Raw genomic sequence first — 24,689 nt, forward strand, 5'->3', positions numbered from 1 at the left:
ATGTATTGGTTACCTTTTCTTTATATTATAAAAATGATCTTACTTTTTCAATGGATGTGCAAGATGAAGCGCCGCAAGCCTGAATCCGCTTTTCAGATAAACCTTTTGCGCAGTATTATTAGTGAAGTCAGTATCAAGAACTACCGCATCCATCGCATTGGACCTGGCAATATGCTCTACATATTCCAGTAGTTGAGAGGCTAAACCTTTTCCTCTATGAGATTCCAGGGTACAAAGGTCATCAATATAAATAATATGTCCGCTGTGTAAGGAGTTCATAACCCGGTATCCGGCAAATGCCACACACTGATCATTTTCCATAATTCCAGAAATCCTGTACTTCTCATTTTCCATCATTTCATGAATGATTTCTTTCCAGTTATTTTTATCGAGATGAGGTCTTAATAAAGAGATCACTTCCCAGCACTGTTGAATCTCCAGATCGGTCGTAAAATCTGAAATGGTATATTGACTCTGCATAATGTATTTTATTTAATACAAATTTAAAACAGATCATTTCGTTCTATATATGCCAATTGTGAAATATGATATAGCCCAAATCAACATAAAAATTTAATAACGTGAGCATTTAGGATAAAAAAACTACAATAAAGAGCTATAACAACAATAATTCAAAATTCAAAACTAATCAATCGCCTCTTTCAGTATACTCAACGCCAGTCTCATTTCCTTTTCATTCAATGACGCAAATCCCATCCTCATTCCATTGCTTGCAAAAACCTCATTTTTATAAAGATCCCCATATTCGATATACAGTCCTTTTTTCAATGTTTTCCCGGCAACTTCCGTTAAATTAATTTTCTTATTAAAGTCAGCCCACACAGCCAATCCTCCTTCTGGAATTTTAAAATCAATCAGTTCTTTAAAATCTGAAGCTAGTATTTCACAAAAAAGATTGCGGCGTTGTTTATATATTTTTAAAGATTTTCTAAAATGTCTTTCCATTTCTCCGCTATCGAACATCATTGCAAATGCATTTTCCAGTAATGTGTCACCCTGCTTATCTATAAATTCCCTGGTTGATGATGCTGCATCAATGAAAGCTGAAGGTCCCACCATAAATCCAATTCGTAGTGCCGGGGCAAATGTTTTCGAAATAGATCCTATATAAATAACATTGTGATGATGATCTATACTCGCCAGAGGTACGTATGGTTTATTATCGTAATGAAAGTCAAAATCATAATCATCCTCAATAATGGCAAAACGATACTTTTTAGCAAGATGCAATAACTTCATTCTGCGCTCCATACTTGTCGTTACAGTGGTTGGAAAATGATGATGAGGTATAATATAAACTGCTTTTATCGCAGTGTGGTTTAAAACGGTTTCCAGATGATCAATATCCATTCCCTGTTCATCAATAGGAATTCTGAGAAGCTTACCTCCTAAATATTGGAACGTCTGATCTGCAAAAGGATAATTGGAGGAGCCCACAGCAATAATATCAGATGAACCCATTAACAGTTTACCTGCAAGATAGATCCCCATTTGGCTTCCTTTTGTGATGATAAGGTTTTCTTTAGAAACATTTAACCCCCGGGTGTTAGATAAATAATGACAGATAGAATCGCGAAGATGTTCGGAGCCTTTTGAACTTCCATATTTCAGAAAATTTTTACCATAGAATTTTCTGGAAAGACTTCTATATTCTCTCATAAGCTGATCTACAGGAGCTAACCGTACATCGGGAAAGCCACCATCGATCGCAAGATCTATTTTCTGAAAATCCTTTCCTGAAGAAGGGGTTTTAAATGGATTATTCCAATAAAAAGCTTCACTAAGATCATTATTCTCACTATGTTCAGAGGTTATGATCTTAGAAGACGTTGGCAGATTAGAAAGAACAAATATTCCTTTTCTTTCAACAGACTCTGCCCAACCCTGGCTGATAAGTTCTTCATAGGCCAGCTTTACCGTATTTCTATTGATCCCAATAAGATCTGCAAGTATCCGTGAACTCGGAAGACTGTCTGATGGTTGCAGCGTACCATTTGTAATCAGTGATATAAATTGATTACATACTTGAACATACAGTGGCACCGATCCTCCTCTGTCCAGCTTAATTAACGATTTGTAAGGTAACATCCTATTTAATATAGATATGAGTTGATACACAAATGTAATTCAAAATCTTAACATCCAGACAAATTGTAGTAAAACTGGACTATCCTATTTCTTGAAACTGGAGCACTTAAACACCTCATTCTACCAGTAATTTTGTGATAGAGATGCAACAATTAAAATTATTATTAAATTATAAATGGAAAACGTACAATTTAACCTGTTTGGTTTGGCAGTAAGTGTTTCAGACTTAAGTCAATCCATAAAATGGTACCATCATATATTAGGATTTCAGTTGACAGAAGAAGTTGATTTTCCTGCTGTAAAGGCAAAAGGTGCTTTTATGGAAGGAATGGGAATCCGTCTGGAGTTATTACAATCTGCTGATTCTTATCGAATTGAAGAATTATTTGCTACCCCTCCGGGCCACCTTAAACCTATAGGAAATAAAGCTTTGTTCTGTATGTTGATGATTTACATGAAGCTGGTTTGTGGCTGGAAAAACAAAATGTAAATTTTGTATTTAAAGAGATACAGCTTAATGAGGAAGGACTCACCAGTACGATCATTCAAGATCCGGATGGAAATTTCATTAGTATTTTCGGTAAGGAAGTATTCACAAAAAAATAACTACATCACAGGTTATTTAATTTTTATTTAACGCAGCAAAGCTCTCAATACGAGAGCTTTGTTTATATCTGCTTTTAAGGTTCTTACTAACTTACAAATGCTTTTTCAATTTCACGTGTATCTTCAAGCATTAAAAGCTTTGTGATTTTGCCATTTTCAATACTAAACCTCTGACATATAAAAGCAGTGAATCTTTTACCCGTCTTCTTTGCGACCCGGGATGCTTTCCCAAACACTGCAGCTTCGTTTCCATCGATAAAAAGATGATCAAGTTCAAATTGTTCTTCGCCATCTATATGAGAATCTAAAAGAAGTTGAAGTGCTGCTATCACCTCTGATTTTGTTGTTAATGCTCCCGTCCAGGGTAATAGATCTGATTTAGGAATATACCATTCCACTTGGTCAGCAAAAAAAGATCCTGCTTTTTCAGTATCCTTCTCAGAAACACTTTGGAAAAATCCATTTAATATGGCGACTGTCTGTTCGTTTTCAGTTAATGAATTCATATATTTTAATTTTTACACCTATTTACTTTACAGTAAATTATTAATCATTTTAGACAACAAAATTAGGATGTTCCCTTTGTATCGATCTATACCAGCTATAAAATAATGACCAGCCCAGAATTCCGTCTAGCCTTCGGAATATATTGAAAGTATTAATAAAGAAAACCGATGGGATATGGCCCCACCGGTTTAAAAAAACAAAAATTGATATGGATATGATTAGTTGTGTTTATTTTTTAACGATCTTTTCAGTACAGCAATACTTAAAAGGATACAGGTCTTCTTCGTTTTTTCTTATTTTTTGTTAAGACAAATTTATATTTATTTAGACTGAATAAAAATAAGAAACTAATGACTTTTATCAGTTTATCACTATTTTATGATAATTAACTCCATTAACACCCTTAACTATTTAATAACAAAACACTTATATACAATAAAAAATTTAAGCCACTTATAAAAGTGACTTAAATAGATAATTTAGATTAAAATATTCATCATATTAGGAGAATCATTGAGGTAAGATTCATAATACCCCGCTTTCTTCATTCTGTTCAATAATTCTTCAAAATCAGAAAACGAAGGTACTTCGATACCTACAATTGCTGAAGCTGTTTCCCGTGAGTTCCTTTTGGTATATTCAAAAAATGTAATATCATCTGACTTCCCTAAAACACTTAAAACAAATTCTTTAAGAGCTCCCGGACGCTGTGGAAATTTTACAATAAAGTAATGTTTCAAGCCTTTGTAAAGCATCGCCCGTTCCTTAATTTCTTCAGTTCTTGTTATATCATTGTTGCTTCCGCTTACAATGCAAACCACATTTTTATCTTTTATTTCTTCTTTATAAAGATCCAATGCTGCTATTGCTAAAGCACCGGCAGGCTCTAATACCATGGCGTCTTTATTATAAAGTTCTAATAAAGTTTCGCAAACTTTCCCCTCATCAACTGCAATACAGTCATGAATATAATCTTTACAGATTTCAAAATTGAGGTCTCCTACTTTCTGAACAGCAGCTCCATCCACAAATTTATCAATATGCATAAGTTCGGTATTCACTCCGGCATCTAAAGAAGCTTTCATTGAAGCTGCCCCTTTCGGTTCTACAACAATAATTTTGGTTTCAGGTGATAGAACTGAAAAAACAGTAACTACTCCAGCAGCCAGTCCACCTCCTCCTAAAGGGACAAATACAAAATCGATCTTATGTTCTGCCTGTTCCAGGATCTCCATCGCCAAAGTAGCTTGCCCTTCAATAATCTCAACATCATCAAAAGGATGTATAAATTCAACTTTAAAACTTTCACTATACTCTATTGCGGCTTTTTTGGAATCATCAAAAGTATCACCGATCAATTTGATATCGACATATTTTTCTCCAAACATAGCTACCTGTTCCAGTTTTTGTTTTGGAGTGGTAACAGGCATGAAAATAGTTCCCTCAATTTTCAGTTTCCGACAAGCGAAAGCAACACCCTGAGCATGATTTCCTGCACTGGCACAAACAATTCCATTTCCAACTTTATGATCTTTATAAAGGCTATAGATTTTATTGTAAGCTCCTCTTATCTTATAGGAACGGACTGGCTGCATATCTTCTCTTTTCAGAAAAATATCAGCTTCAATTTGTTTTGAAAGCCTGAAACTTTTCTGCAGAGGCGTTGTATTAACAATATTCTCTAGTGTTTTCCGGGCCTCTTTTATGGCATGCAGTGAAGGGAAACTGATGGTTTTACTTTTCATATTCGAGTTCTCTATCAGGACGTAAAGACCTTACGACTTTACCTGCCTGCCATAATTCGCTGTTTCTTAACTCTTCAAGTTCTTTATTCAGACCTTCTCTGTAGTTTTCCTTGCTGTTGCTTGAGATAGACTTTTGTGATTCATTTCCTTCCTTCACACTCTGATACAGTTCTTCAAATACAGGTTTTGTAGCATCATAAAACTTCTTCCACCAATCTAAAGCCCCTCTCTGTGCTGTTGTAGAGCAGTTGGCATACATCCAATCCATTCCATTTTCAGCAACTAACGGCATTAAAGATTGGGTTAATTCTTCCACAGTTTCATTAAATGCTTCTGAAGGGGAATGTCCCTGGGCTCTTAATACCTCGAACTGTGCAGCAAATAATCCCTGTATAGCTCCCATCAGGGAACCTCTCTCTCCTACAAGATCACTGTATACTTCTTTTTTAAAATTGGTTTCAAACAGATATCCGCTACCCACAGCAATACCCAACGCTGTTACTTTATCTTTTGCTTTACCGGTTGAATCCTGATGGATTGCATAACTGCTGTTTAGTCCTTTACCTTCCACAAAAAGTCTTCTTAGAGATGTTCCAGAACCTTTCGGTGCTACCAAAACCACATCTACATCTTTAGGTGGAACAATTTGTGTCTGATGATTGTAGGTAATTCCAAATCCGTGAGAGAAATATAAAGTCTTTCCAGGGGTAAGATGTTTTTCCAAAGTTGGCCAAAATTCGATCTGTGCCGCATCACTCAAAAGGTAGCAAAGAATCGTTCCTCTCTGAGCCGCTTCTTCCAATTCAAATAAAGTTTCTCCAGGAATAAATCCATCTTGTACAGCTTTATCCCAGCTTTTAGAATTTTTACGCTGACCAACAATTACATTGATCCCATTATCCTGAAGGTTTAGAGCCTGACCAGGCCCCTGAATACCATATCCTAAAACCGCTACCGTTTCATCTCTTAATACTTCCTGAGCTTTTTCAATTGGAAATTCTTCTCTTGTTACTACATTTTCCTCTACTCCTGCAAATTTAATTACTGCCATAATTTTATATTTAATTGTTATTTTTTTAGACCTTTTCAGATCATTTATATATTTAATTTGTGTTTGTTTTTATTTTATTTATTTTTTACTGATAGGCCATTTTTTCAAGGGCACTAAGCTTTTTGTGAAAACCCTCATTTGATTTGATGACCGCTACCCTTCCGCTTCTGATAAATTCTATAAGACCGTGTGGCTCCAGTATTTCAAGGAAACGATCTATTTCTTCGTGATGCCCTACAATGGTGAAAACCGTATAATCATTTCTTACACTTACAATGGTAGCTCCGTATTGTCTTAATATCCTTTCAACATAAAACTTCTCAGAGACCACATTCGTTTCTATTTTGAAAAGAGCCAGTTCCTGCCATACAATTTCATCATTGGTATTATAGTACACTTTAATGACTTCAACCAGCTTCTGAATCTGTCTCGACACTTTTCTTACAGTCTCTTGCGAAACTTCTACCACAATGGTAAATCTTGAGATCCCTTCAATCTCTGTTGGAGAAACATTTAAGCTTTCGATATTGATTCCTCTTCTGGAAAAAACCATTGCTATTTTGGTAAGCAACCCAACCTGATTTTCGGTGAAAACACTTATTGTATATTCCTGTTTATTCATTTCATTTGTTTTTATTTTAAACGGATCTCACTTACACTGCAGCCCTGTGGAACCATAGGAAAAACATTGTTTTCTTTTCCTACTTTTATTTCTAGCAGATAAGCTCCGTCGGTATTAAGCATTTCTTCTAATGATGATTTTAAAAAAGCTCTTTCTTTTACCTGCTTTCCTTTAATACCATAAGCTTCTGCAACAGCAGAGAAATCAGGACTTGTAATATCTACGAATGAATACCTCTTGTCGTGAAAAAGCTCCTGCCACTGACGCACCATGCCTAGAAAAGAATTGTTAAGAATGATCATTTTTACGCCTATTCCAAATTGTGCAATAGTACCGAGCTCCTGAATATTCATCTGAAAGCCTCCATCACCGGCAATACAGATCACATGTTTATCCGGATTGGCCATTTTTGCACCTACTGCAGCTGGCAGACCAAATCCCATTGTCCCTAATCCACCAGAAGTAACATTTCTTTTGGATGTCTTAAATTCTGCGTAACGGCAAGAGATCATTTGATGCTGGCCTACATCTGTGCAGATAATATATTCTCCATCGGTCAACTGATTCAGATATTTTAACACCTCACCCATCGTAAGCTCCTCTGTTGTTGGATTCAGCTCCTTTTTTACGACTTCTTCATTTTCCTCATTTCTAAGTTCTTTAAACTGATTCAGCCATTCATCGTGGGAATTCTCATCAAGAATCTGAGTTAATAAAGGAAGAGTTTCTTTACAGTTTCCTAAAACAGGAACATCAGCTTTCACATTTTTATCAATTTCTGCAAGATCAATATCAAGATGAACCACTTTTGCCTGTTTTGCATATTGATCCAGTTTTCCGGTAACGCGGTCGTCAAAACGCATTCCTACCGCAATGATGACATCACAATCATTGGTTAATTTATTGGGAGCATAATGACCGTGCATCCCCAACATTCCTACATACAAAGGATGTTCTGTTGAAATCGCTCCTAAACCTAAAGCTGTAGAAGCTGCGGGAATTCCTGTTTTCTCAATTAATTCTTTAAGTTCTTCCTCCGCCTGGCCAATAATTACACCCTGCCCAAATAATAAGAATGGTCTTTTAGCGGTATTAATCAGTAAAGCGGCCTGTTCTATATATTCAGTTTTAATTCTTGGTTTTGGATGGTAAGACCGTATAGAATTACAGATCTCATATCCCTGAAAATCTATTTCCTGAAGCTGGGCATTTTTAGTAATATCAACCAATACCGGACCCGGACGGCCAGATCTTGCAATATAAAATGCCTTTGCCAGTACCTTTGGAATATCCTCAGCATCAGTTACCTGGCAATTCCATTTCGTAACAGGGGCTGTTACATTGATCACATCTACTTCCTGAAAAGCATCAGATCCTAAAAGAGAAGCATAAACCTGCCCTGTAATACAAACAACTGGAGTACTGTCGATCATAGCGTCTGCAAGCCCCGTCACCAGATTGGTTGCTCCAGGTCCACTTGTAGCAATAGCAACTCCGATATTTTTAGAAGATCTTGAAAACCCTTGTGCAGCATGAATCGCTCCTTGCTCATGTCTAACCAGAATATGTTGTAAATCATCTTTGTAATCATAAAGAGCATCATAAATTGGAATGACGGCACCTCCAGGATACCCAAAGACCGTATGTACCTTTTCAGCTTTAAGAATTTCTAAAATTACTTCTGCTCCCTTCAATTTTCTTCCCGTATGGGAAGACCTTTCTTTCTGTAATGCACTGAATGTTGATTCCATTATATTTGATTTAAAAGTCTGTTATACATCCTTGAGAAGCATCTGATACCAGTTTTGCATACTTGTATAGAACACCTGTTTTTACTTTATAATCCGGTTGTTTAAAACTGGATTTTCTTTCCTGTAATTCTTTGTCTGATATCACAAGGTTAATGGTATTTTTCACGGCATCAAGCTCGATGATATCATTATCTTTTACCAAACCAATTAAACCGCCTTCAAAGGCTTCAGGAGTAATATGCCCTACTACAAAACCATGCGTTCCCCCTGAAAAGCGTCCATCAGTAATTAAGGCTACGTTCTTTCCTAATCCAGAACCCATTAATGCAGAAGTTGGTTTTAGCATTTCCGGCATTCCGGGCGCTCCTTTCGGACCTTCATTCTTGATGACGATCACATCACCTTCCTGTATTATTTTATCTTCAATACCTTTGATAAATTCTTTCTCACCATCAAAAACCCTTGCTTTTCCCTTAAAGAAATCCCCTTCCTTTCCGGTAATTTTAGCAACACATCCTCTTTCAGCAAGGTTGCCGTACATGATCCGGATATGACCAGTTTTTTTGATAGGATTATTGATATCACGTATAATATCCTGCTCACGTTCAATAATCGATGTGACATTTCTAAGGTTTTCAGCGATCGTTTTTCCGGTTACCGTAAGACAGTCTCCATGAAGAAGACCAAGGTCCAAGAGATATTTCATTACTGCCGGTACTCCGCCTACCTGATGAAGGTCTTTCATCAGATATTTTCCACTCGGTTTCAAATCGGCTAATAAGGGCGTCGTATCACTTATTTTCTGAAAATCATCAAGGCCTAAATTATGTCCGATACTTTTTGCTATGGCAATAAAATGGAGAACGGCATTGGTACTTCCCCCCAGAACCATAATGATTCTTAATGCATTTTCGAAGGCTTTAGGAGTCATGATATCTGAAGGTTTGATATCTTTTTCCAATAATATTCTTACATAATGTCCCGCAAACTCACATTCTTCTTTTTTCTCCTTACTTAATGCCGGATAAGAAGATGAATAAGGGAGGCTCATCCCTAATGCTTCAATAGCAGAAGCCATTGTATTGGCAGTGTACATTCCGCCACAAGCACCAGCACTAGGACAGGAATTTTTGATAATTCCGTCGTAATCTTCGTCAGAAAGTTTTCCTGCTATTTTATTTCCCAGGGCTTCAAAGGCAGAAACAATGTTAAGATCATTCCCTTTATAATGTCCGGCTTCTATACTTCCGCCATACACCATAATAGACGGTCTGTTTAATCTTGCCATTGCCATCAGAGATCCCGGCATATTTTTATCACATCCGGGCACGGTGATCAATCCGTCATAATATTGTCCTGCACATACTGTTTCAATACTATCAGCGATGATATCCCTGCTTACAAGGGAATAACGCATTCCATCTGTGCCATTCGTCATTCCATCACTGATTCCAATGGTATGGAACATCAATCCTACAAGGTTTTGTTCGTTGACACCTTTTTTAACCAGCTCAGCAAGTCCGTTTAGATGCATATTACAGGTGTTACCATCATAACCCATACTTGCTACTCCTATCTGAGCTTTTTCAAAATCTTCCTTTTTAAAACCTATACCATAAAACATAGCCTGAGTAGCCGGTTGCGTAGGATCCTGGGTAAGAACTCTGGAATATTTATTAAGCGTTTCACACATACTGTTCCTGTTTTAAATAGGTATAATCTTCATCAAGAACCAAGTGCCTGTACGCCTTTTGAATCATTGCAGACACACTATTTTCCCATTTTAATTGAAATGGAATATTATTCAAGGACTCTAGTGCCACTACTTCCGCCGCAGTTCCACAGAAGAATCCGGCATCTGCTCCTTCCATTTCTTCAGGTTTAAAGAATTTCTCCTCATAATATATCCCTAACTGATCGCATATCTCAAATACCGTAGATCTCGTGATCCCCGGCAGAATACTTCCTTTTGCCGGTGTATATAATTTTGAATCTTTCTCGTAAAAAATATTAGCCCCTGAACTTTCAGCTACGTTCCCATTTCCATCTAAAAGCATAGCTTCATCAAATCCCTTATCTTTAGCTTCCTGAGAAGCAAGAATAGAATTTACATAATGTCCGCTTGCTTTCGCTTCTATTTTAAAAGCCTTAGGATTAGGGCGTTCAAAAGATGAAGTCATAATTCTTGCGTGATCGGATAGATATCCATTATCCCAGCTCCAGGCTTCTATCACTAAAGAACTTTTGTTTCCTTTTGATAAGCTCATGTTAGGGGAGCAGATTATTAACGGTCTGATGTATGCATTACTTAAATTATTCATTTCTAAAAGCTTATACGTCAAATCAATCATCTCCTCAGTGGAATATTCGAAAGGGATCATCATCAGTTCAGCTGATCTTTTCAAACGATCATAATGTTCTTTTGCTTTAAAAATTTTCGTCCCGTTCTTTGTCTTATAAGATTTAATTCCCTCAAATACAGCATATCCATAATGAAGTGATTGTCCGTAAAGACCCGTTGAAGCTGTAGAAGCTTCCTGGAACTTTCCGTCATAATAAAGCATCGTTTTCTCGTTGTAATACATATTTATTTTTTAAATTATTTTTAAGTTTAGACATAAAAAAAGCTATTCTTATCGGTTGAGGCTAAATATTGATCAGCAAAATTTATTTAACCTATCCCGATTCCAAAAGCAATACATGAAGTTCTTTCTAATTTTGATTCAAAACTAAGGCTTGTATATTTTCTATCTTTCATATTTTATTTAAAACTACAATATTCAAATAATGAAAAAACAAATATAAAACACTAATAATCAAATATTTAAACTAGCTAATTCTACAATAGCAGAATTATAGAAAGACTTCATATCTGCAATTATAAAATCGGCAATCCTTTTGTATTTGAACATTCAAAGGAAGATTTCACAAATTGTCCAATGCTGTTGACTGTCATTTTTTCGTTGTAATACATATTTCTGTTTTTAGATTAATTTTAAAATTTGGGCATAAAAAAAGCCATCCGGATGAGGATGGCTTTCTAATATTTTTATAGAGTTTCAACAATACCATCGCTCATCACCGGAATCCGATAATGACAATAACGATAGTAATAATATTGTTGAATGTTCTATTCATTTCTATTTTTTGATCTGACAAATGTATAAACTTTTTTCAATTAAAAAAATATTTTATCTTTTTTTTAATTAAATCTCAATAAAAAGCAAAATGCTTAACCGTATTTACAATCAGTAAAGGCCTGAAATATCATTCTAAGTTAGATTGTTTATTATCGTTTAGAGCATGGATTTAAACTCTGTAGGCCTCATATTCGTTAATTGTTGAAATGTATTGCTAAATGCAGAGATGTTAGAATAACCGATTTCATAAGCAATCTCACTCATAGTCAAATTGGTGTCTTTAAGCAGTTCCATTGCACGGATAATCCGCAACATTTTTACATACTGAATGAACGAAATTCCAAGTTTGCCAGTAAAAGCGCGTGTCAGACTTCTTACACTAAACCCAAATTGATGAGCTACCTCTTCTAATGTCAGTGGATTTTCCAGATTGTTCTTAATAAATTTAATTATCTCAGTGAGACGCTCATCATTGGTGGTGGGGAGCTGTATCGTAAATTTTTTTAAATTCTCTTTAGGAAGCAGATGTTTCATTGTCAGTAGAAACTCATATTCCCACGAATCGGGAAAGAAATCACCATTCCAATGTTGTCCAAAATTTAAAAGCTCAGAAAGTAAATTACTAACCGGATATATCCCCAGATCATCATAAAATGGGTGCTTGAACTTTTCTTCTTCCGGAAAATAAATATTGATGATATCAAGATCTTTAGAATTGAACATCAAATTATGCGAATACATTTTCGGCATCCAGATATAGTGATTGAGTGGAATATAAAGATCCTTTTCTTTGGTCCTTAATTTTGCCATCCCACCAATAACCAATAATAGCTGCCCTTTCTGGTGTCTGTGCATAGGAAGCCTCTGCTCCCACTGCTGCCTGATTACCAATATCGATACAGGATGGGCATCAACTTTTTCTCTTACTTCTTTTATGTTATTCATGGGTATGAATTGCTTAATAATTACAAAACCGCGATCCTTGATAATAACCTATCAATAAAGGATGAGCTAAAACTCTTTGGCCAGAATAAACAAAAATAAGGCTAATATTATAAAAAGACTCATTTTATTACGCAATAATTTTGCCTGTATAAAATTGTAATCTTAAAAATGAAAAGATATATCATACTTCTATACCTTGTAATTTCAGTAGGTATAAAGGCACAAACACAGTACAACCCACCTACATTAACGCTGAATGAAATCTGGAATATATCCGAGTCACAAAATAAACAGCTGAAGCTTGCCAGCCTGAGTAATGAAGAAAGTGAAATTGGTATTTTAGAAGCAAAGGATAAATTGTTACCGGAATTATCAGTGGTAGGAGACTTTCGTATCAACTCTAAGTTTCTTCTTTATGAAAACGGATTGTTTTCTTCACCTCAAAGTGTTCCAATAAAAGATTATGGCTACGGATTGGGCTACAATATAGACTATAATCTTTATAACGGAGGAAAGGAAAAAAGAAATATTGAAATCAAAAAAGAAGAGAAAACACGTAAACAGTATGAGTTTGAACTACAGAAAGATAATGTTAAATACATGATTGCCGCTTCTTACTATGATCTATACAAATTCCAGGAATTTGAATCCTTGATTTCAACAGAGATTTCAACAGAAAAAAAGCAGCTTTCTACCATCGAAAGTCTTAATCGAAATGGTATTGTACTGAAAAGTGATGTATTAAGGATTTCTGTTAAACTGTCACAATTGGAGCTTAGTTATTCTGATGTAAAAAAGAAAATTGATCTTACCAAACAACGCATCAACATCCTGATGGGAAGAGGAAGCGCAGAACCATTGGAAATTTCTTCAGAAGATATTTTAGAACCTAGCGATCTACAAGGATCAAACTATGAAGATTATCTTGCGGCGGCACTCAACAATTCACCTGATCTTAAGATCGTTAACAGTAATCGCACATTAAGTGAACTTAATATTAAACAGGTAAAAGCAAACCTATTACCCAAAGTTTCTTTATACTCCAGATATAGCTATACCTACCCCCAAATTTCATTCTATCCATATTCCAACGATATCTGGGGGTTTGGACAAATAGGATTAAAAATGACCTACTCTATTGATAATCTTTACAAGAGTAAACATTCTGTAGCTCACGCATATAATTTGAACAAGCAGGAAATTGAGAAAAATGATATGAAGCGGGATGAAATATCAATTAAAGTCAAAGAAGCTTTTCTCGAAAGACAGCAAGCCAGCGAAAGCGTAGAAACAGCAGAACTTACCATCAGGCAAAGTATAGAAAGTGTAAGGGTAATACGAAATAGTTATCTCAATCAGCAGTCTCTTCTGACAGATCTTTTAGATGCTGAAAATATTTTACTACAGGCAAAATTCAATCTTACATCTGCACAGGTAAATTTAAGATTAAGTCATATAAAACTATTGATTATCACAGGAATACTTTAAAATAAAATTATGAATAAAAATAAAACAGATCACATTGTAGTGGCAGCAACACAATGGTTAGGAATATTATTATTAATTGCAATTATCATTTGGACAGTGCTTCACTTCTGGAAAGGATATTGGTGTGAACAAACCAATGATGCACAGATAGAAGCTTATTTATCACCTGTAAATGCGAAAGTGGGTGGATATATCAGCAAGATTTATTATCAGGACAATCAGGAGGTTCATAAAGGAGATACTCTTGTGCTTATTGAGCGGGATGAATATGATTTAAAAAAAGAAACAGCTTTAGCCGAATTAGCTACATCCCAAGCCAAACTTCCAATCTTAAGCGCAAGTGAAGAAACCCAGAGTAGAAATATAGATGTCATCAAAGCCCATATTCTGGGAATTAAAGCCAAACTGGATCAGCAGCAAAAAGAGTACGACCGCTATAAGAACCTTCTGGCTGATGAATCAACTACCCAACAAAAATTTGACAATGTGCATACCTCGTTACTCACTAATAGATCCGACTATGATGAAACACTTGCAGCACTTCGTGCAGCAGAATCAAAACTTAATGATATTAAAGCACAGCGTTTAGCCATCAATGCGGAAATAAAAGTAAAAGAAGCATCAATAGAAAGACAGGATCTTGATATAAGATATACGGTGATCACCGCACCATTTGACGGTAAGATAGGCAAAAAAACCATTCAGGAGGGGCAATTGATCCAGCCTGGACAAACTCTGGCTTTTCTTGTAAACAAATCACAGGAGAAATGGGTGACAGCCAATTTTAAAGAGACTCAAATCAAAACATTCAGGATTGGGCAAAAAGTAAATATAGAAGTAGACGCCTTTCCTGATGAAACATTCTCAGGCACCATAGAATCTCTTTCTCCTACAACAGGCTCACGCTATTCGCTTCTGCCACCAGATAATGCAACAGGAAATTTTGTCAAAGTTATACAACGAATTCCGGTGAGAATTAAACTTACAGAAAGTAAAGAAAAACTTGCTAACCTGTCAGCAGGAATGAATGCTAATGTGTACATCAATAAAGATTAGATCCAATGCAAGCCCACAACATACCTATATTTAAAAGTTGGATACCCGAATGGCTGGCCAGAAGCGTAATTTTTGCAGTATTGATGACTTCACTCTTCAATTTTGCCTTATATGGAAGACCCATGAGCATGGCAGGTTATTACGGAGTTCAACCTTCTGATGTACAATATGCCATGGTACTAACCTATGCATCAGCTGTAACATTTTTAGCTCTGGATTTTCGTATCACCAAATATTTTGCCCCCCGAAAGTATCTGATTATAGGACTTACTTTAAATTCAGTGAGTTCATTAATATGCTTTTATTCTAAAAACTGGGGTGTTTTTCTGATCTGCGGACTCGTTCAGGGAATTGCCTGTGCCCTCATTTGCAGCATCGTCCTCAATATGGTATTCTCCCGTTTGCAGTCTACAAGAGCAAGAGTAATAGGTTATAGTATTTTCTATGGAGCCATACAAATAGCAGTGCCTGTTTATGCAATTTACAGTAGTGTTCTACTTGATGTATCAGACTTTAACTGGTTATTTTTCGGATTGATCGTGATGCTGGTTGCTTTGTTATTTGTGATTTTAATAACAATGAATTCAAAAGCCAGGTTTCATAAAAAGATGCCCCTCTACAAAGTGGACTGGATCGGATATTTATACTACCTTACTTTTTCTTCTGTTGCTGGATATATTTTGATATATGGTCAGCAACTCAATTGGTTTGATAGTACGCTTATTGTTCTTTTGACCATATTCTTTATTATTCTGTTATTTCTTTTCATTGCCAGAGAAAAAAGGTTGAGACATCCAATAATTAATTTACAGATTTTTAAAGCTAAAAACTTTATAAAAGGCTTATTATTACTTTTTGTTTTTTACATATTTAAGGGAACAACCGGACTTACATACGGGTATATAGAGGTCGTACTGGGAACCGATCCGCTTCATATCATCCCTATTTGGCTAGCTGTAATCCTGGGTACAGCCGTAAGTATGTTTGTTACAGCCCGTTTTATCTTAATGAGAGTTTCCTTAATAAGGATTATTATAACAGGGTTTATCATTATGGCTTGTTATTATTTTTACATGCTACATTTTGTATCTTCAACAGGTGAAACTAAAGATTTTATTCTTCCGTTGTTTATCTATGGAGTTTCTACGGGGGTATTATTTGTTCCCATTGTGTCTTTTATGGCTTCCTCTGCACCTCCTAAAGTTGCTTTCAATGCATCCATGGTTGGTATATTTGCACGGTTCTTAGGATTTAGCACCAGTATGGCTGTAAACAATTACACGCAATTATACACCAGATCTGAAGCAAACGATAAAGTCCGAGAATCAATAACAGAAATCAATCCTCAGCTATCACTCACTTTAAAAAATATACAACAGGCCTATTTGAATGCAGGTAATGATATATACACTTCAAAAGGAGCTTCAAATGCCTATCTGAACTACTTTATAAAAGAACAGATATTGATACATTCAACGAAAGATTATTATGATGTGATGCTGGTTGGATTACTGGTTGTAATCGTTATTTTAATATTTCTACCGGGAATACAAAATATTGTTCTCAAACTGCGAAAAGGCAGCATTCCATATTAATCATTTAGCAATCAATCGTTTATCTAAATAAAGAATAGGAAGCAGAACTTTATTTCTGTTTCCTATTCTTTTGTAATATGCTGATATCATAAAAATCAGATGAATAATTACAATCACCGATTTCTTAGAAATAGATAGGATTATTCAATCCTTGTTAATTGATCTAATTTTTTAAGTAATGTTGGTATTCTGTACGATCCATGCATTTGTTCTATTTTGGTTTTTAAAAGATCCACATCCATTCCTTTTGATGTAAGAAATAATGGTGTCTTACTCTCACCCCTATAGATTTTTCTCCTTTGAGAATCTGGAGTTGAAAACTCATTTTTTGCAATTCCAACTACAGGATATTTTTCTTCTAAGGTTTGGTGTAAATAACCACCTAGCCCTATTTTTCCTTCATCATTTAAAGTTACATAACCGTCCACCAAAAGAATATCGCCTTCTTTAAGATCTATTTGTAACAATAGACTCAATATGCATGGAAGTTCCCTTTTGTAGAAAGCTCCACTTTCATAGTCAGACGTAATATTTGTTTTTCCACTGTAAATTATCGTTTCTTCAGCATCTTCCCAATCTTTAAATGCAAGGCAAATTGTATTGGCATATTCTTCATAGTAATACGTATCAAAAGCGTAAATCATATTCAATTACTGAGTGAAAAATTCTCCAAAATGCCATAAAATACCAGAGGGATCATGCACGAAACATTCTTTTCCCCAATCCATAGTCCTGATAGGCACCAGCTTTGCATCTGTATATTTTTCTGTTAGATTTAGAAATACCAGTTCTTTCCAGTAGTCTTCCACATTGTCAACTTCAACAAAGATCATGGTATTATCAATCCAGTCTTTTACATAGGCGTCCTGAAGGTAAAAAGCAATATCCCCTTTTTTGAACAGAGACAACTTGGTTTCTAAAACAATTTCTTCAAATCCCAGATCGGTATAAAATGCTCTACTGACAGCAAAGTTTTTAGCCCCGACAAATGGGCGAATAGATTTTACGGGTGATTTCATTGTTTTTCTTTTTTCCAGTTATTATAAGTCATCTCAAATTTAGTTTCCTTAGTTCCATGCATTCCTATATTCTGCCAGCCAAATTTTTCATAAAACCCTTCTGCTCTAGTTTTAAATGCAGTACCTAACCAGACACTTTTATCGGTTTGTTCAAAATACCAGTCCAGCATAATATTTTGAAGTTCCCGTCCGATTCCCATGTTCTCAAAATTGGGATGAACAAATAATGCCCAAATATTATTTTCTTTCAGATCAACGATTGAAAAGCCTACCATCTGATTACCAATTTCGCAGACCCAGCCTTTACCTCTTTCAAATAGAAATTCTTTGTAATCATTATCCGAAACAAGATTAGGATCAGATATAATATTTTCTTTAACAGAGTTTCTAATCACCTGCATTTCCTGAATATCACTTTTCTTTGCTTCTCTAATATTCATTATTAATTTAATACTTTAATTAAAATATATAATCAATTATATTATAAATATTTACACATGAATATTTAAAGTAAACGATGTAAATATTTTAAACTTATATAATAACAATTTATTATTTATCAACCGCAATTCTTTCTGTTCTGTTTGCAATTTCCCAAGCAGTAGCAAATACCAATTGAGCTCTTTTCTGTAGCAAGCTAAAATCAATCTTTTCTACATCATCAGTTGGTTTATGGTAATCTTCATGGATTCCGTCAAAGAAAAAGGCTACTGGTATATTGTTCTTTGCAAAATTATAATGATCTGATCTGTAATACAATCTATCCGGATCATTAGGATCATCATATTTGTAGTTTAGTTCCAGATTATTGGTTTTTTTATTAGCAGCCTCGTTGATCACTTTCAGTTGTGAGCTTAACATCTCTGAACCTATAACATAGACATAATTTTTTCCTCTGTTTTCCGGATCATCTCTTCCAATCATATCAATATTAAGATCTACGACTGTATGAGCAAGTGGAAAAACAGGGTTATCTGTATAATACTCCGAGCCAAATAATCCATGCTCCTCCCCGGTTACATGTAGAAATAAAATTGATCTTTTAGGGCCATTACCTGCTTTTTTAGCACTTTGAAAAGCCTTAGCAATTTCCATAACAGCTACGGTTCCACTACCATCATCATCTGCTCCATTATATACGACTCCATTTTTTGTACCTACATGGTCATAATGTCCGGAAATAACCACAATTTCTTCGGGCTTTTCTGAACCTTCAATAAACGCTAGGATATTCTCTGAATCCGGAAGATTCCTTCCTCCTCTTTGTTGCATGAAAGAAGCCGGAACTTTCTGATAATAAGACCCTAAGGTTTTAGGAAAAGAAATTCCATGCTCTTTATAAAAATTAACCATATACTCTCCCGCTTTTTTCTGTCCCGGGCTTCCTGTATCTCTGCCCTCCATTTCATCTGAAGCAATTACATATAGATTTTTCTTTAGATCATCAATCTTAATTTCCTGATATGCAGACTGAAATGCTTTTTCAGATTTTGATAATACTTTTGAAGAAGGTTGCCCATTAGTAGTAACCTTAGCCGTTTCACAACTTGATAGTATCACAACAGTAAAAAGAGGAATAAGTATCTTTTTCATTATAATATAATTTTCTTAAAAGTAACAAAATTTATTTAATCTATAACAAATTGCATTTTTCCTTATATTTGATTTAAATGCACAATAAATGGAAAATATTTTCGGATTTAATCATTATTCATTTTTTACGGATATGTCTGAATTGGCCTCAAAAAACAACAGTTTTGACTTGTCATTAGGGCTTCCTGATTTTGATATTGATCCCCGATTAAGATACTATCTTAAAGAATCTGCAGAGCTTAATTACCATCAATATGAGCCACTTGCCGGTAATCCTTTACTTATAGAATCCATCATAAAGTTTAATTTTAACCGTAAAAACTCTATTCATTTAAAAAAAGAAGAGATCACGATCGTACCATGTGCAACTTTTGCTTTACATACCTCCCTACAATGCATTTTAAATCAAGGGGATGAAGTTATTATCATCCAACCTTCTTATTACACTTATGGCCCATCAGTAGTCCTTAATGGCGGCATTCCTGTTTATTATGATCTTGACAATGATTTCACGATAAATTGGGATAAACTTCAAAATTGTTTATCTGAAAAAACTAAGGCGATTATTGTTAATTCTCCGCAGAATCCAACAGGAAAAATATGGTCTCAAACTGAATGGGATCAACTATATGATATGATCAAACATCAGGAAATATATTTAATTTCAGAAGAAATTTATGACACCTATTGTTACGATGATAAAGAGCATTACAGTTCTTTTATTCATCCGGAGCTGATGAAAAGAACATTCTGCATTTTTTCATTTGGTAAAATGTTTCATACCTCCGGATGGAAAGTCAGCTACATGTTGGCAACTCCTGATTTAACCTCTAAATTCAGATGTCATCAACAATATATTTCTTATAGTGCCAATGCACCAGCTCAATATGCAATAGCAAAGTATTTAGAAGTATTTGACCCATCCGAAAATAGAATTCTAATACAGGGAAAAAGGGATCTTTTTAATGAACTGGTTAAGAACACTCCATTAGAAGTTGAGCATAAATCTGAGGGTAGCGTTTTTCAGATCGTTAATTTCAGAAAAGTTTCTTCAACCATGTCCGATGTAGAATTCTCAAGATGGTTAACCATTGAAAAAAAAGTGGCATGTCTTCCTCTTTCAGCATTTTACAACTCGAGACAAAACTCTGATTACCTTAGATTTAGCTTCATTAAAAAAGATGAAGTGATCATTCAGGCAATGGAACATTTAAGAAAGAACTTATAAGATATCAATAAAAAAAGCACCACATATTGTGGTGCTTTTATAAAAATATTATTTTGAATTAAAGAGAAAGAACCCTCACATCAATCCTTCTGTTTTTTGCTTTACATTCATCAGTATCATTTGCTTCACAAACAGGATATTGAGAGCCATATCCTTCCGCTTCCACTCTATCTGAAGAGATTCCCATTTCCAATAGCTTCAATTTAGCCGTCTGTGCTCTCAGATTGGATAACCTTTTATTACTATCTTCATTTCCTGTATTATCCGTGTAACCTCCTAGTTTTATTTTTAGATTAGGAAAGGCATTCAGCAATTCCGCCAGAGTATTCAGCTGCGCTTCAGAACCAGCTTTAAAATCACTAGAACCACTCTCGAAATACAGATTCTCAACAGTATACCAATTGTTAGGATCTAAAACAGATTGGTTTTTATTTTTAATGTTATTATACATTTCAAACAAACGGCTGTTTTCTCCAATCGAAATAGTATTTCCATTGCTAAGCTTTATGTCCTGAATATTTCCTGTTTCATATACGAAATCTCCATTTTCATTTAAATGCCCTTTAATCTCGTTTGATACTACAGCAGCTGTAGCAGATGCAGAACCGATGTTTTGTATACCTGAATGTGCTCCGACTTTACCTAAAAGAGTTTCAATTGTTGCCTTTCTTTCAGCTTCAATTTTGTCTTTATGCAGTGTTGCCAATGTTGGAGCAATGACCAATGATACAATAGACATTAATTTAATCAAGATATTCATGGATGGCCCTGAAGTATCTTTAAATGGATCTCCAACAGTATCACCAGTTACAGATGCTTTATGAGGTTCGGAACCCTTATAATAAGTTTGTCCGTTAATTTCTACTCCCTTTTCAAATGATTTTTTTGCATTATCCCAAGCTCCACCAGCATTGTTCTGAAACATTCCCATTAAAACTCCACATACCGTAGCTCCAGCCAGAAATCCTCCTAAAACTTCAGGTCCGAAGATAAATCCTACCAATAATGGAGATATTATAGCAATAGCACCCGGAAGCATCATTTTTCTGATTGATGCATCTGTAGATATAGCAACACATTTTTCATATTCTGGTTCCGCAGTACCTTCCAGAATTCCAGGAATCTCACGGAACTGTCTTCTTACTTCTTCAACCATAGCCATTGCTGCCTGTCCAACAGCCGTAATTGCCAAAGATGAAAAGATAAAAGGAATCATTCCGCCCACAAACAAACCAGCTAAAACATCAGCTCTGTAGATATCTATTCCATCAATTCCTGCAATTCCTACGAATGCAGCAAATAAAGCTAAGGCAGTTAAGGCAGCAGAAGCAATAGCAAATCCTTTTCCTGTAGCAGCGGTAGTATTTCCTACAGCATCAAGAATATCTGTTTTTTCACGCACTTCTTTTGGAAGCTCACTCATTTCAGCAATTCCACCTGCATTATCAGCAATGGGCCCAAAAGCATCAATGGCTAACTGCATTGCAGTAGTTGCCATCATTCCGGCTGCTGCAATAGCAACTCCATAAAGACCAGCGCATAAATAAGATCCGTAAATACCTCCCGCCAAAACAATAATCGGAAGCAAAGTAGATTCCATTCCTACAGCAAGACCTCCAATTATATTGGTTGCATGGCCTGTAGAAGATTGTCGTACAATACTGGAAACAGGTCTTTTCCCTATTGCCGTATAAAATTCAGTAATGATACTCATCAGCGTACCAACAACCAATCCAACCATGATGGCCCCGAAAACACCCATTTTAGTAAACTCGTGTCCTCTTAATACCATGGTTTCAGGTAATATATAGGTAACTAGAAAATAAGAGGCTATTGCAGTAATTACAATACTTCCCCAGTTTCCTAAATTCAAAGCATTTTGTACACTAGAGGTTGAAGCCCCATCGTTATCGTTGATTCTCACAAATAAAGTTCCTATCATGGAAAAAATGATTCCTGTTCCAGCTATAAGCATTGGAAGAAGAATAGGCGCGAAGCCTCCAAAAGAGTCAACCGAAATTGTTTCTCTTCCTAATACCATTGTAGCCAATACCGTTGCAACATATGAACCAAATAAATCAGCTCCCATCCCCGCAACATCACCAACATTATCCCCCACGTTATCAGCAATCGTAGCTGGGTTTCTTGGGTCATCTTCAGGAATTCCCGCTTCTACTTTTCCCACTAAGTCAGCACCAACATCGGCAGCCTTGGTGTAAATACCACCACCAACTCTTGCAAATAAAGCTATAGATTCTGCCCCTAAAGAAAACCCCGTAAGAATCTCTATTGTTTTCTCCATTTCATGGGAATCAACAGTTGCATCTGGTGCGAAGATCTGTTTAATGATTAAAAATAAAGCTCCCAAACCTAAAACAGCCAAACCAGCAACACCCATCCCCATCACAGAACCTCCTGTAAATGAAACTTTTAACGCCTTAGATAATGACGTTCTTGCAGCTTCTGCAGTTCTTACATTGGCTTTTGTAGCTATCTTCATTCCTATAAAACCCGCAGTAGCAGAAAAGACAGCGCCTACAGCAAAGGCTACCCCAATACTCCAATGTGAATTGGAATTACTCATCCCCATTATCGCTAATAAAATAGCTACAACTACTACAAAATAAGTTAAGATCTTGTACTCTGCCTTTAAGAAGGCCATAGCACCGTCAGCAATGTGTCCGCTGATAATTTTCATTTTTTCATTTCCGGCATTCTGTTTTTGCACCCAATTACTTTGTATAAAAGTATATAGTAGAGCGATAACACCAAAAACCGGAACCAAATAGAACAAATTCATAGTTTATTATTTTTATATTAAAAAATTGTAATTAGTTTTATAAATATAACAAAATTTCCAAATGCTTTGTAAAATCAACCCTAATTAATCATATTATTATAAATAAAATCATCACCAAACAATGAATTATACTCTGTAAAATGAAAATTATTCATTTTAAACTCCCCTTATTGCAAAGAAAAAAGGCAGCTGAAAACTCAACTGCCTTTATTTATTTATCGAAAGAAATTATTATCCGCCGAATTTTTCCGCGTAATCTTTTTGAGACGCTTTAATTACTTTTCTAGCATGTTCAACCCCATACACCTCCTGAATTCTACATTTAGCAGGCTCATCCGGTAAGTTTTTGTATGTTAAGAAATAATGCATCAGTCTTCTTACTTCAGCTTCAGGTAATTCAGCGATATCTCTGAAATGTCCAAAAGCGTGATCACCTACCATTACCGCTACAATTTTATCATCAGCCTCACCACCATCAATCATTTTGAAACCACCGATTGGAATAGCTTCCATAAGCATTCCTCCTGAATGAATATTGTGTGAACTTAATACACAAATATCTAATGGGTCATGATCTCCCATTGTTACATCATCTGCTCCACTCTCAACAGCTAACTTCATTACTTCATTATGGCAATATGTTCTTGGAACAAAACCATATAGAGCAGGAATAATATTTGAAAATTTCTGAGGACGGTCTACTTTTAAATATCCAGTTTCCTTGTCAACTTCATACTTAATAGTATCTGAAGGAACGATTTCCACAAATACATTTACAACATTTGGCGCATCTTCCCCTGCAGAAATCCCATGCCACGGATGTGCTTTAAAATTTGGAATCATTATATATATTTTATTTTTTTAAGTTATGCTAATATTAAAATTTCTCTCCTTAAGTCTTCTATTGTAGTTGCAATATAGTCTTCATCATTCATATAATTCATAATAAAAACGGTCTTAAATTCGTTCAGATTGGGATTATTATTTAAATCTTCATACGTCTTATGAAGAAGATCAATAATTGCACTCTTACAATCGACTATATTTTTCCACGAATTTTTTGTCAAATAAAGCTGTTGAGAAGAATTATACTCGAATTCTTCGTTGATTGTTTTTTCAGTAAGAAATACAAACTCATGAACCGCTAAATTCTTATCAAACTTCTGAATAATATTAGAAGGCTTTATCCTTTCCAGAAAAAGTGTCATCCTTTCATATGAATGAGTCTTATTTTCGGAATTTGATTTTACAGAAAGAAGTTTTATCTCCTGATTTTTAAGGGTAATATAAGTGTGTACGAATTGTCTTAGCAAAACCAAAAAAGGAATTGCAATAATTAATGCAAAAGCATACGGTAGATATTCTGAAAAACTTGTCATAATTCGATGTGCAAAATTACTAATAATTTACTGTTCTGTATGCAAGTTTAGCCCT

22 protein-coding genes are annotated in these 24,689 nt (G+C 35.3%); 5 read left to right on the forward strand and 17 right to left on the reverse strand.

All coding sequences use genetic code 11. The annotated features are described in order from the left end of the window. Positions 1-39: 39 nt before the first annotated feature. Complete coding sequence (locus AC3WRL_RS16835) at positions 40-480, reverse strand: GNAT family N-acetyltransferase (RefSeq protein WP_261512063.1); 441 nt, start codon at positions 478-480, stop codon at positions 40-42. 165 nt (positions 481-645) lie between these two features. Next, entirely contained in the window at positions 646-2,109 is a 1,464-nt protein-coding gene (pdxR, locus tag AC3WRL_RS16840) for a MocR-like pyridoxine biosynthesis transcription factor PdxR (protein WP_492330803.1), read from the reverse strand. Between the two features lie 175 nt (positions 2,110-2,284). Here pdxR and AC3WRL_RS16845 point away from each other — a divergent pair, with 175 nt between their 5' ends. Further along, positions 2,285-2,599 carry a VOC family protein gene (locus AC3WRL_RS16845; RefSeq protein ID WP_492330804.1) on the forward strand — a complete coding sequence of 105 codons (315 nt, stop codon included), beginning with the start codon at positions 2,285-2,287 and terminating at the stop codon, positions 2,597-2,599. A gap of 202 nt (positions 2,600-2,801) precedes the next feature. Here the strand turns inward: AC3WRL_RS16845 and AC3WRL_RS16850 are convergent, their stop codons facing one another. From AC3WRL_RS16850 to AC3WRL_RS16885, 8 genes are all read right to left on the reverse strand, one after another. Continuing rightward, positions 2,802-3,221 carry a nuclear transport factor 2 family protein gene (locus AC3WRL_RS16850; RefSeq protein ID WP_492330805.1) on the reverse strand — a complete coding sequence of 140 codons (420 nt, stop codon included), beginning with the start codon at positions 3,219-3,221 and terminating at the stop codon, positions 2,802-2,804. Positions 3,222-3,701: 480 nt separating this feature from the next. Beyond that, a complete protein-coding gene (gene ilvA, locus AC3WRL_RS16855; protein ID WP_214825453.1) occupies positions 3,702-4,967 on the reverse strand; it encodes a threonine ammonia-lyase IlvA in 1,266 nt (421 codons plus the stop codon). Continuing rightward, entirely contained in the window at positions 4,957-6,018 is a 1,062-nt protein-coding gene (gene ilvC / locus AC3WRL_RS16860; RefSeq protein ID WP_214825454.1) for a ketol-acid reductoisomerase, read from the reverse strand. Before ilvC ends, ilvA begins: the two co-directional genes overlap by 11 nt. An 85-nt stretch (positions 6,019-6,103) precedes the next feature. Then, positions 6,104-6,640, reverse strand: a complete 537-nt coding sequence (gene ilvN, locus AC3WRL_RS16865; protein WP_261512059.1) for an acetolactate synthase small subunit — start codon at positions 6,638-6,640, stop codon at positions 6,104-6,106. A gap of 11 nt (positions 6,641-6,651) precedes the next feature. Then, complete coding sequence (gene ilvB, locus AC3WRL_RS16870; protein ID WP_261512058.1) at positions 6,652-8,391, reverse strand: biosynthetic-type acetolactate synthase large subunit; 1,740 nt, start codon at positions 8,389-8,391, stop codon at positions 6,652-6,654. 10 nt (positions 8,392-8,401) lie between these two features. Then, positions 8,402-10,084, reverse strand: a complete 1,683-nt coding sequence (ilvD, locus tag AC3WRL_RS16875; protein ID WP_214825457.1) for a dihydroxy-acid dehydratase — start codon at positions 10,082-10,084, stop codon at positions 8,402-8,404. Further along, complete coding sequence (ilvE, locus tag AC3WRL_RS16880; RefSeq protein WP_214825459.1) at positions 10,077-10,976, reverse strand: branched-chain-amino-acid transaminase; 900 nt, start codon at positions 10,974-10,976, stop codon at positions 10,077-10,079. The genes ilvD and ilvE overlap by 8 nt, the downstream gene beginning before the upstream one ends. Before the next feature lie 711 nt (positions 10,977-11,687). Further along, positions 11,688-12,476: a helix-turn-helix transcriptional regulator gene (locus AC3WRL_RS16885; protein WP_261512055.1), complete on the reverse strand. Its 789-nt coding sequence runs from the start codon at positions 12,474-12,476 to the stop codon at positions 11,688-11,690. 168 nt (positions 12,477-12,644) lie between these two features. Between AC3WRL_RS16885 and AC3WRL_RS16890 the strand changes: the two genes are divergently transcribed. The 3 genes from AC3WRL_RS16890 to AC3WRL_RS16900 are packed head-to-tail and all read left to right on the forward strand — an operon-like array spanning position 12,645 to position 16,615. Beyond that, the gene (locus AC3WRL_RS16890; RefSeq protein ID WP_492330806.1) at positions 12,645-13,964 is read left to right on the forward strand and encodes a TolC family protein; all 1,320 of its coding nucleotides are present in this window, start codon (positions 12,645-12,647) and stop codon (positions 13,962-13,964) included. A gap of 9 nt (positions 13,965-13,973) precedes the next feature. After that, positions 13,974-15,020: an HlyD family secretion protein gene (locus AC3WRL_RS16895; RefSeq protein WP_492330807.1), complete on the forward strand. Its 1,047-nt coding sequence runs from the start codon at positions 13,974-13,976 to the stop codon at positions 15,018-15,020. Positions 15,021-15,025: 5 nt separating this feature from the next. Next, complete coding sequence (locus AC3WRL_RS16900) at positions 15,026-16,615, forward strand: MFS transporter (protein ID WP_492330808.1); 1,590 nt, start codon at positions 15,026-15,028, stop codon at positions 16,613-16,615. 140 nt (positions 16,616-16,755) lie between these two features. Here the strand turns inward: AC3WRL_RS16900 and AC3WRL_RS16905 are convergent, their stop codons facing one another. The 4 genes from AC3WRL_RS16905 to AC3WRL_RS16920 form a co-directional block, all read right to left on the reverse strand. Next, positions 16,756-17,259, reverse strand: coding sequence for an endonuclease V (locus AC3WRL_RS16905; protein ID WP_214825470.1), 504 nt, complete (start codon positions 17,257-17,259; stop codon positions 16,756-16,758). Positions 17,260-17,265: 6 nt separating this feature from the next. Then, positions 17,266-17,634: a VOC family protein gene (locus AC3WRL_RS16910; protein ID WP_214825472.1), complete on the reverse strand. Its 369-nt coding sequence runs from the start codon at positions 17,632-17,634 to the stop codon at positions 17,266-17,268. Continuing rightward, positions 17,631-18,074 carry a GNAT family N-acetyltransferase gene (locus AC3WRL_RS16915; RefSeq protein ID WP_492330809.1) on the reverse strand — a complete coding sequence of 148 codons (444 nt, stop codon included), beginning with the start codon at positions 18,072-18,074 and terminating at the stop codon, positions 17,631-17,633. Before AC3WRL_RS16915 ends, AC3WRL_RS16910 begins: the two co-directional genes overlap by 4 nt. A gap of 112 nt (positions 18,075-18,186) precedes the next feature. Then, complete coding sequence (locus tag AC3WRL_RS16920; protein WP_214825474.1) at positions 18,187-19,227, reverse strand: M28 family metallopeptidase; 1,041 nt, start codon at positions 19,225-19,227, stop codon at positions 18,187-18,189. 88 nt (positions 19,228-19,315) lie between these two features. Between AC3WRL_RS16920 and AC3WRL_RS16925 the strand changes: the two genes are divergently transcribed. Next, the gene (locus AC3WRL_RS16925; protein WP_214825475.1) at positions 19,316-20,455 is read left to right on the forward strand and encodes an aminotransferase class I/II-fold pyridoxal phosphate-dependent enzyme; all 1,140 of its coding nucleotides are present in this window, start codon (positions 19,316-19,318) and stop codon (positions 20,453-20,455) included. A gap of 58 nt (positions 20,456-20,513) precedes the next feature. Here the strand turns inward: AC3WRL_RS16925 and AC3WRL_RS16930 are convergent, their stop codons facing one another. The 3 genes from AC3WRL_RS16930 to AC3WRL_RS16940 form a co-directional block, all read right to left on the reverse strand. Next, positions 20,514-23,255, reverse strand: coding sequence for a sodium-translocating pyrophosphatase (locus tag AC3WRL_RS16930; protein ID WP_214825476.1), 2,742 nt, complete (start codon positions 23,253-23,255; stop codon positions 20,514-20,516). A 231-nt stretch (positions 23,256-23,486) separates the two neighbouring features. Further along, positions 23,487-24,098: an inorganic pyrophosphatase gene (locus AC3WRL_RS16935; RefSeq protein WP_172283200.1), complete on the reverse strand. Its 612-nt coding sequence runs from the start codon at positions 24,096-24,098 to the stop codon at positions 23,487-23,489. A gap of 23 nt (positions 24,099-24,121) precedes the next feature. Further along, on the reverse strand, positions 24,122-24,634 hold the full coding sequence (locus tag AC3WRL_RS16940; RefSeq protein ID WP_214825477.1) for a DUF7935 family protein: 513 nt from the start codon (positions 24,632-24,634) through the stop codon (positions 24,122-24,124). Between the last annotated feature and the right edge of the window lie 55 nt (positions 24,635-24,689).

The organism is Chryseobacterium sp. FW101-FHT12H09 (assembly GCF_058790395.1).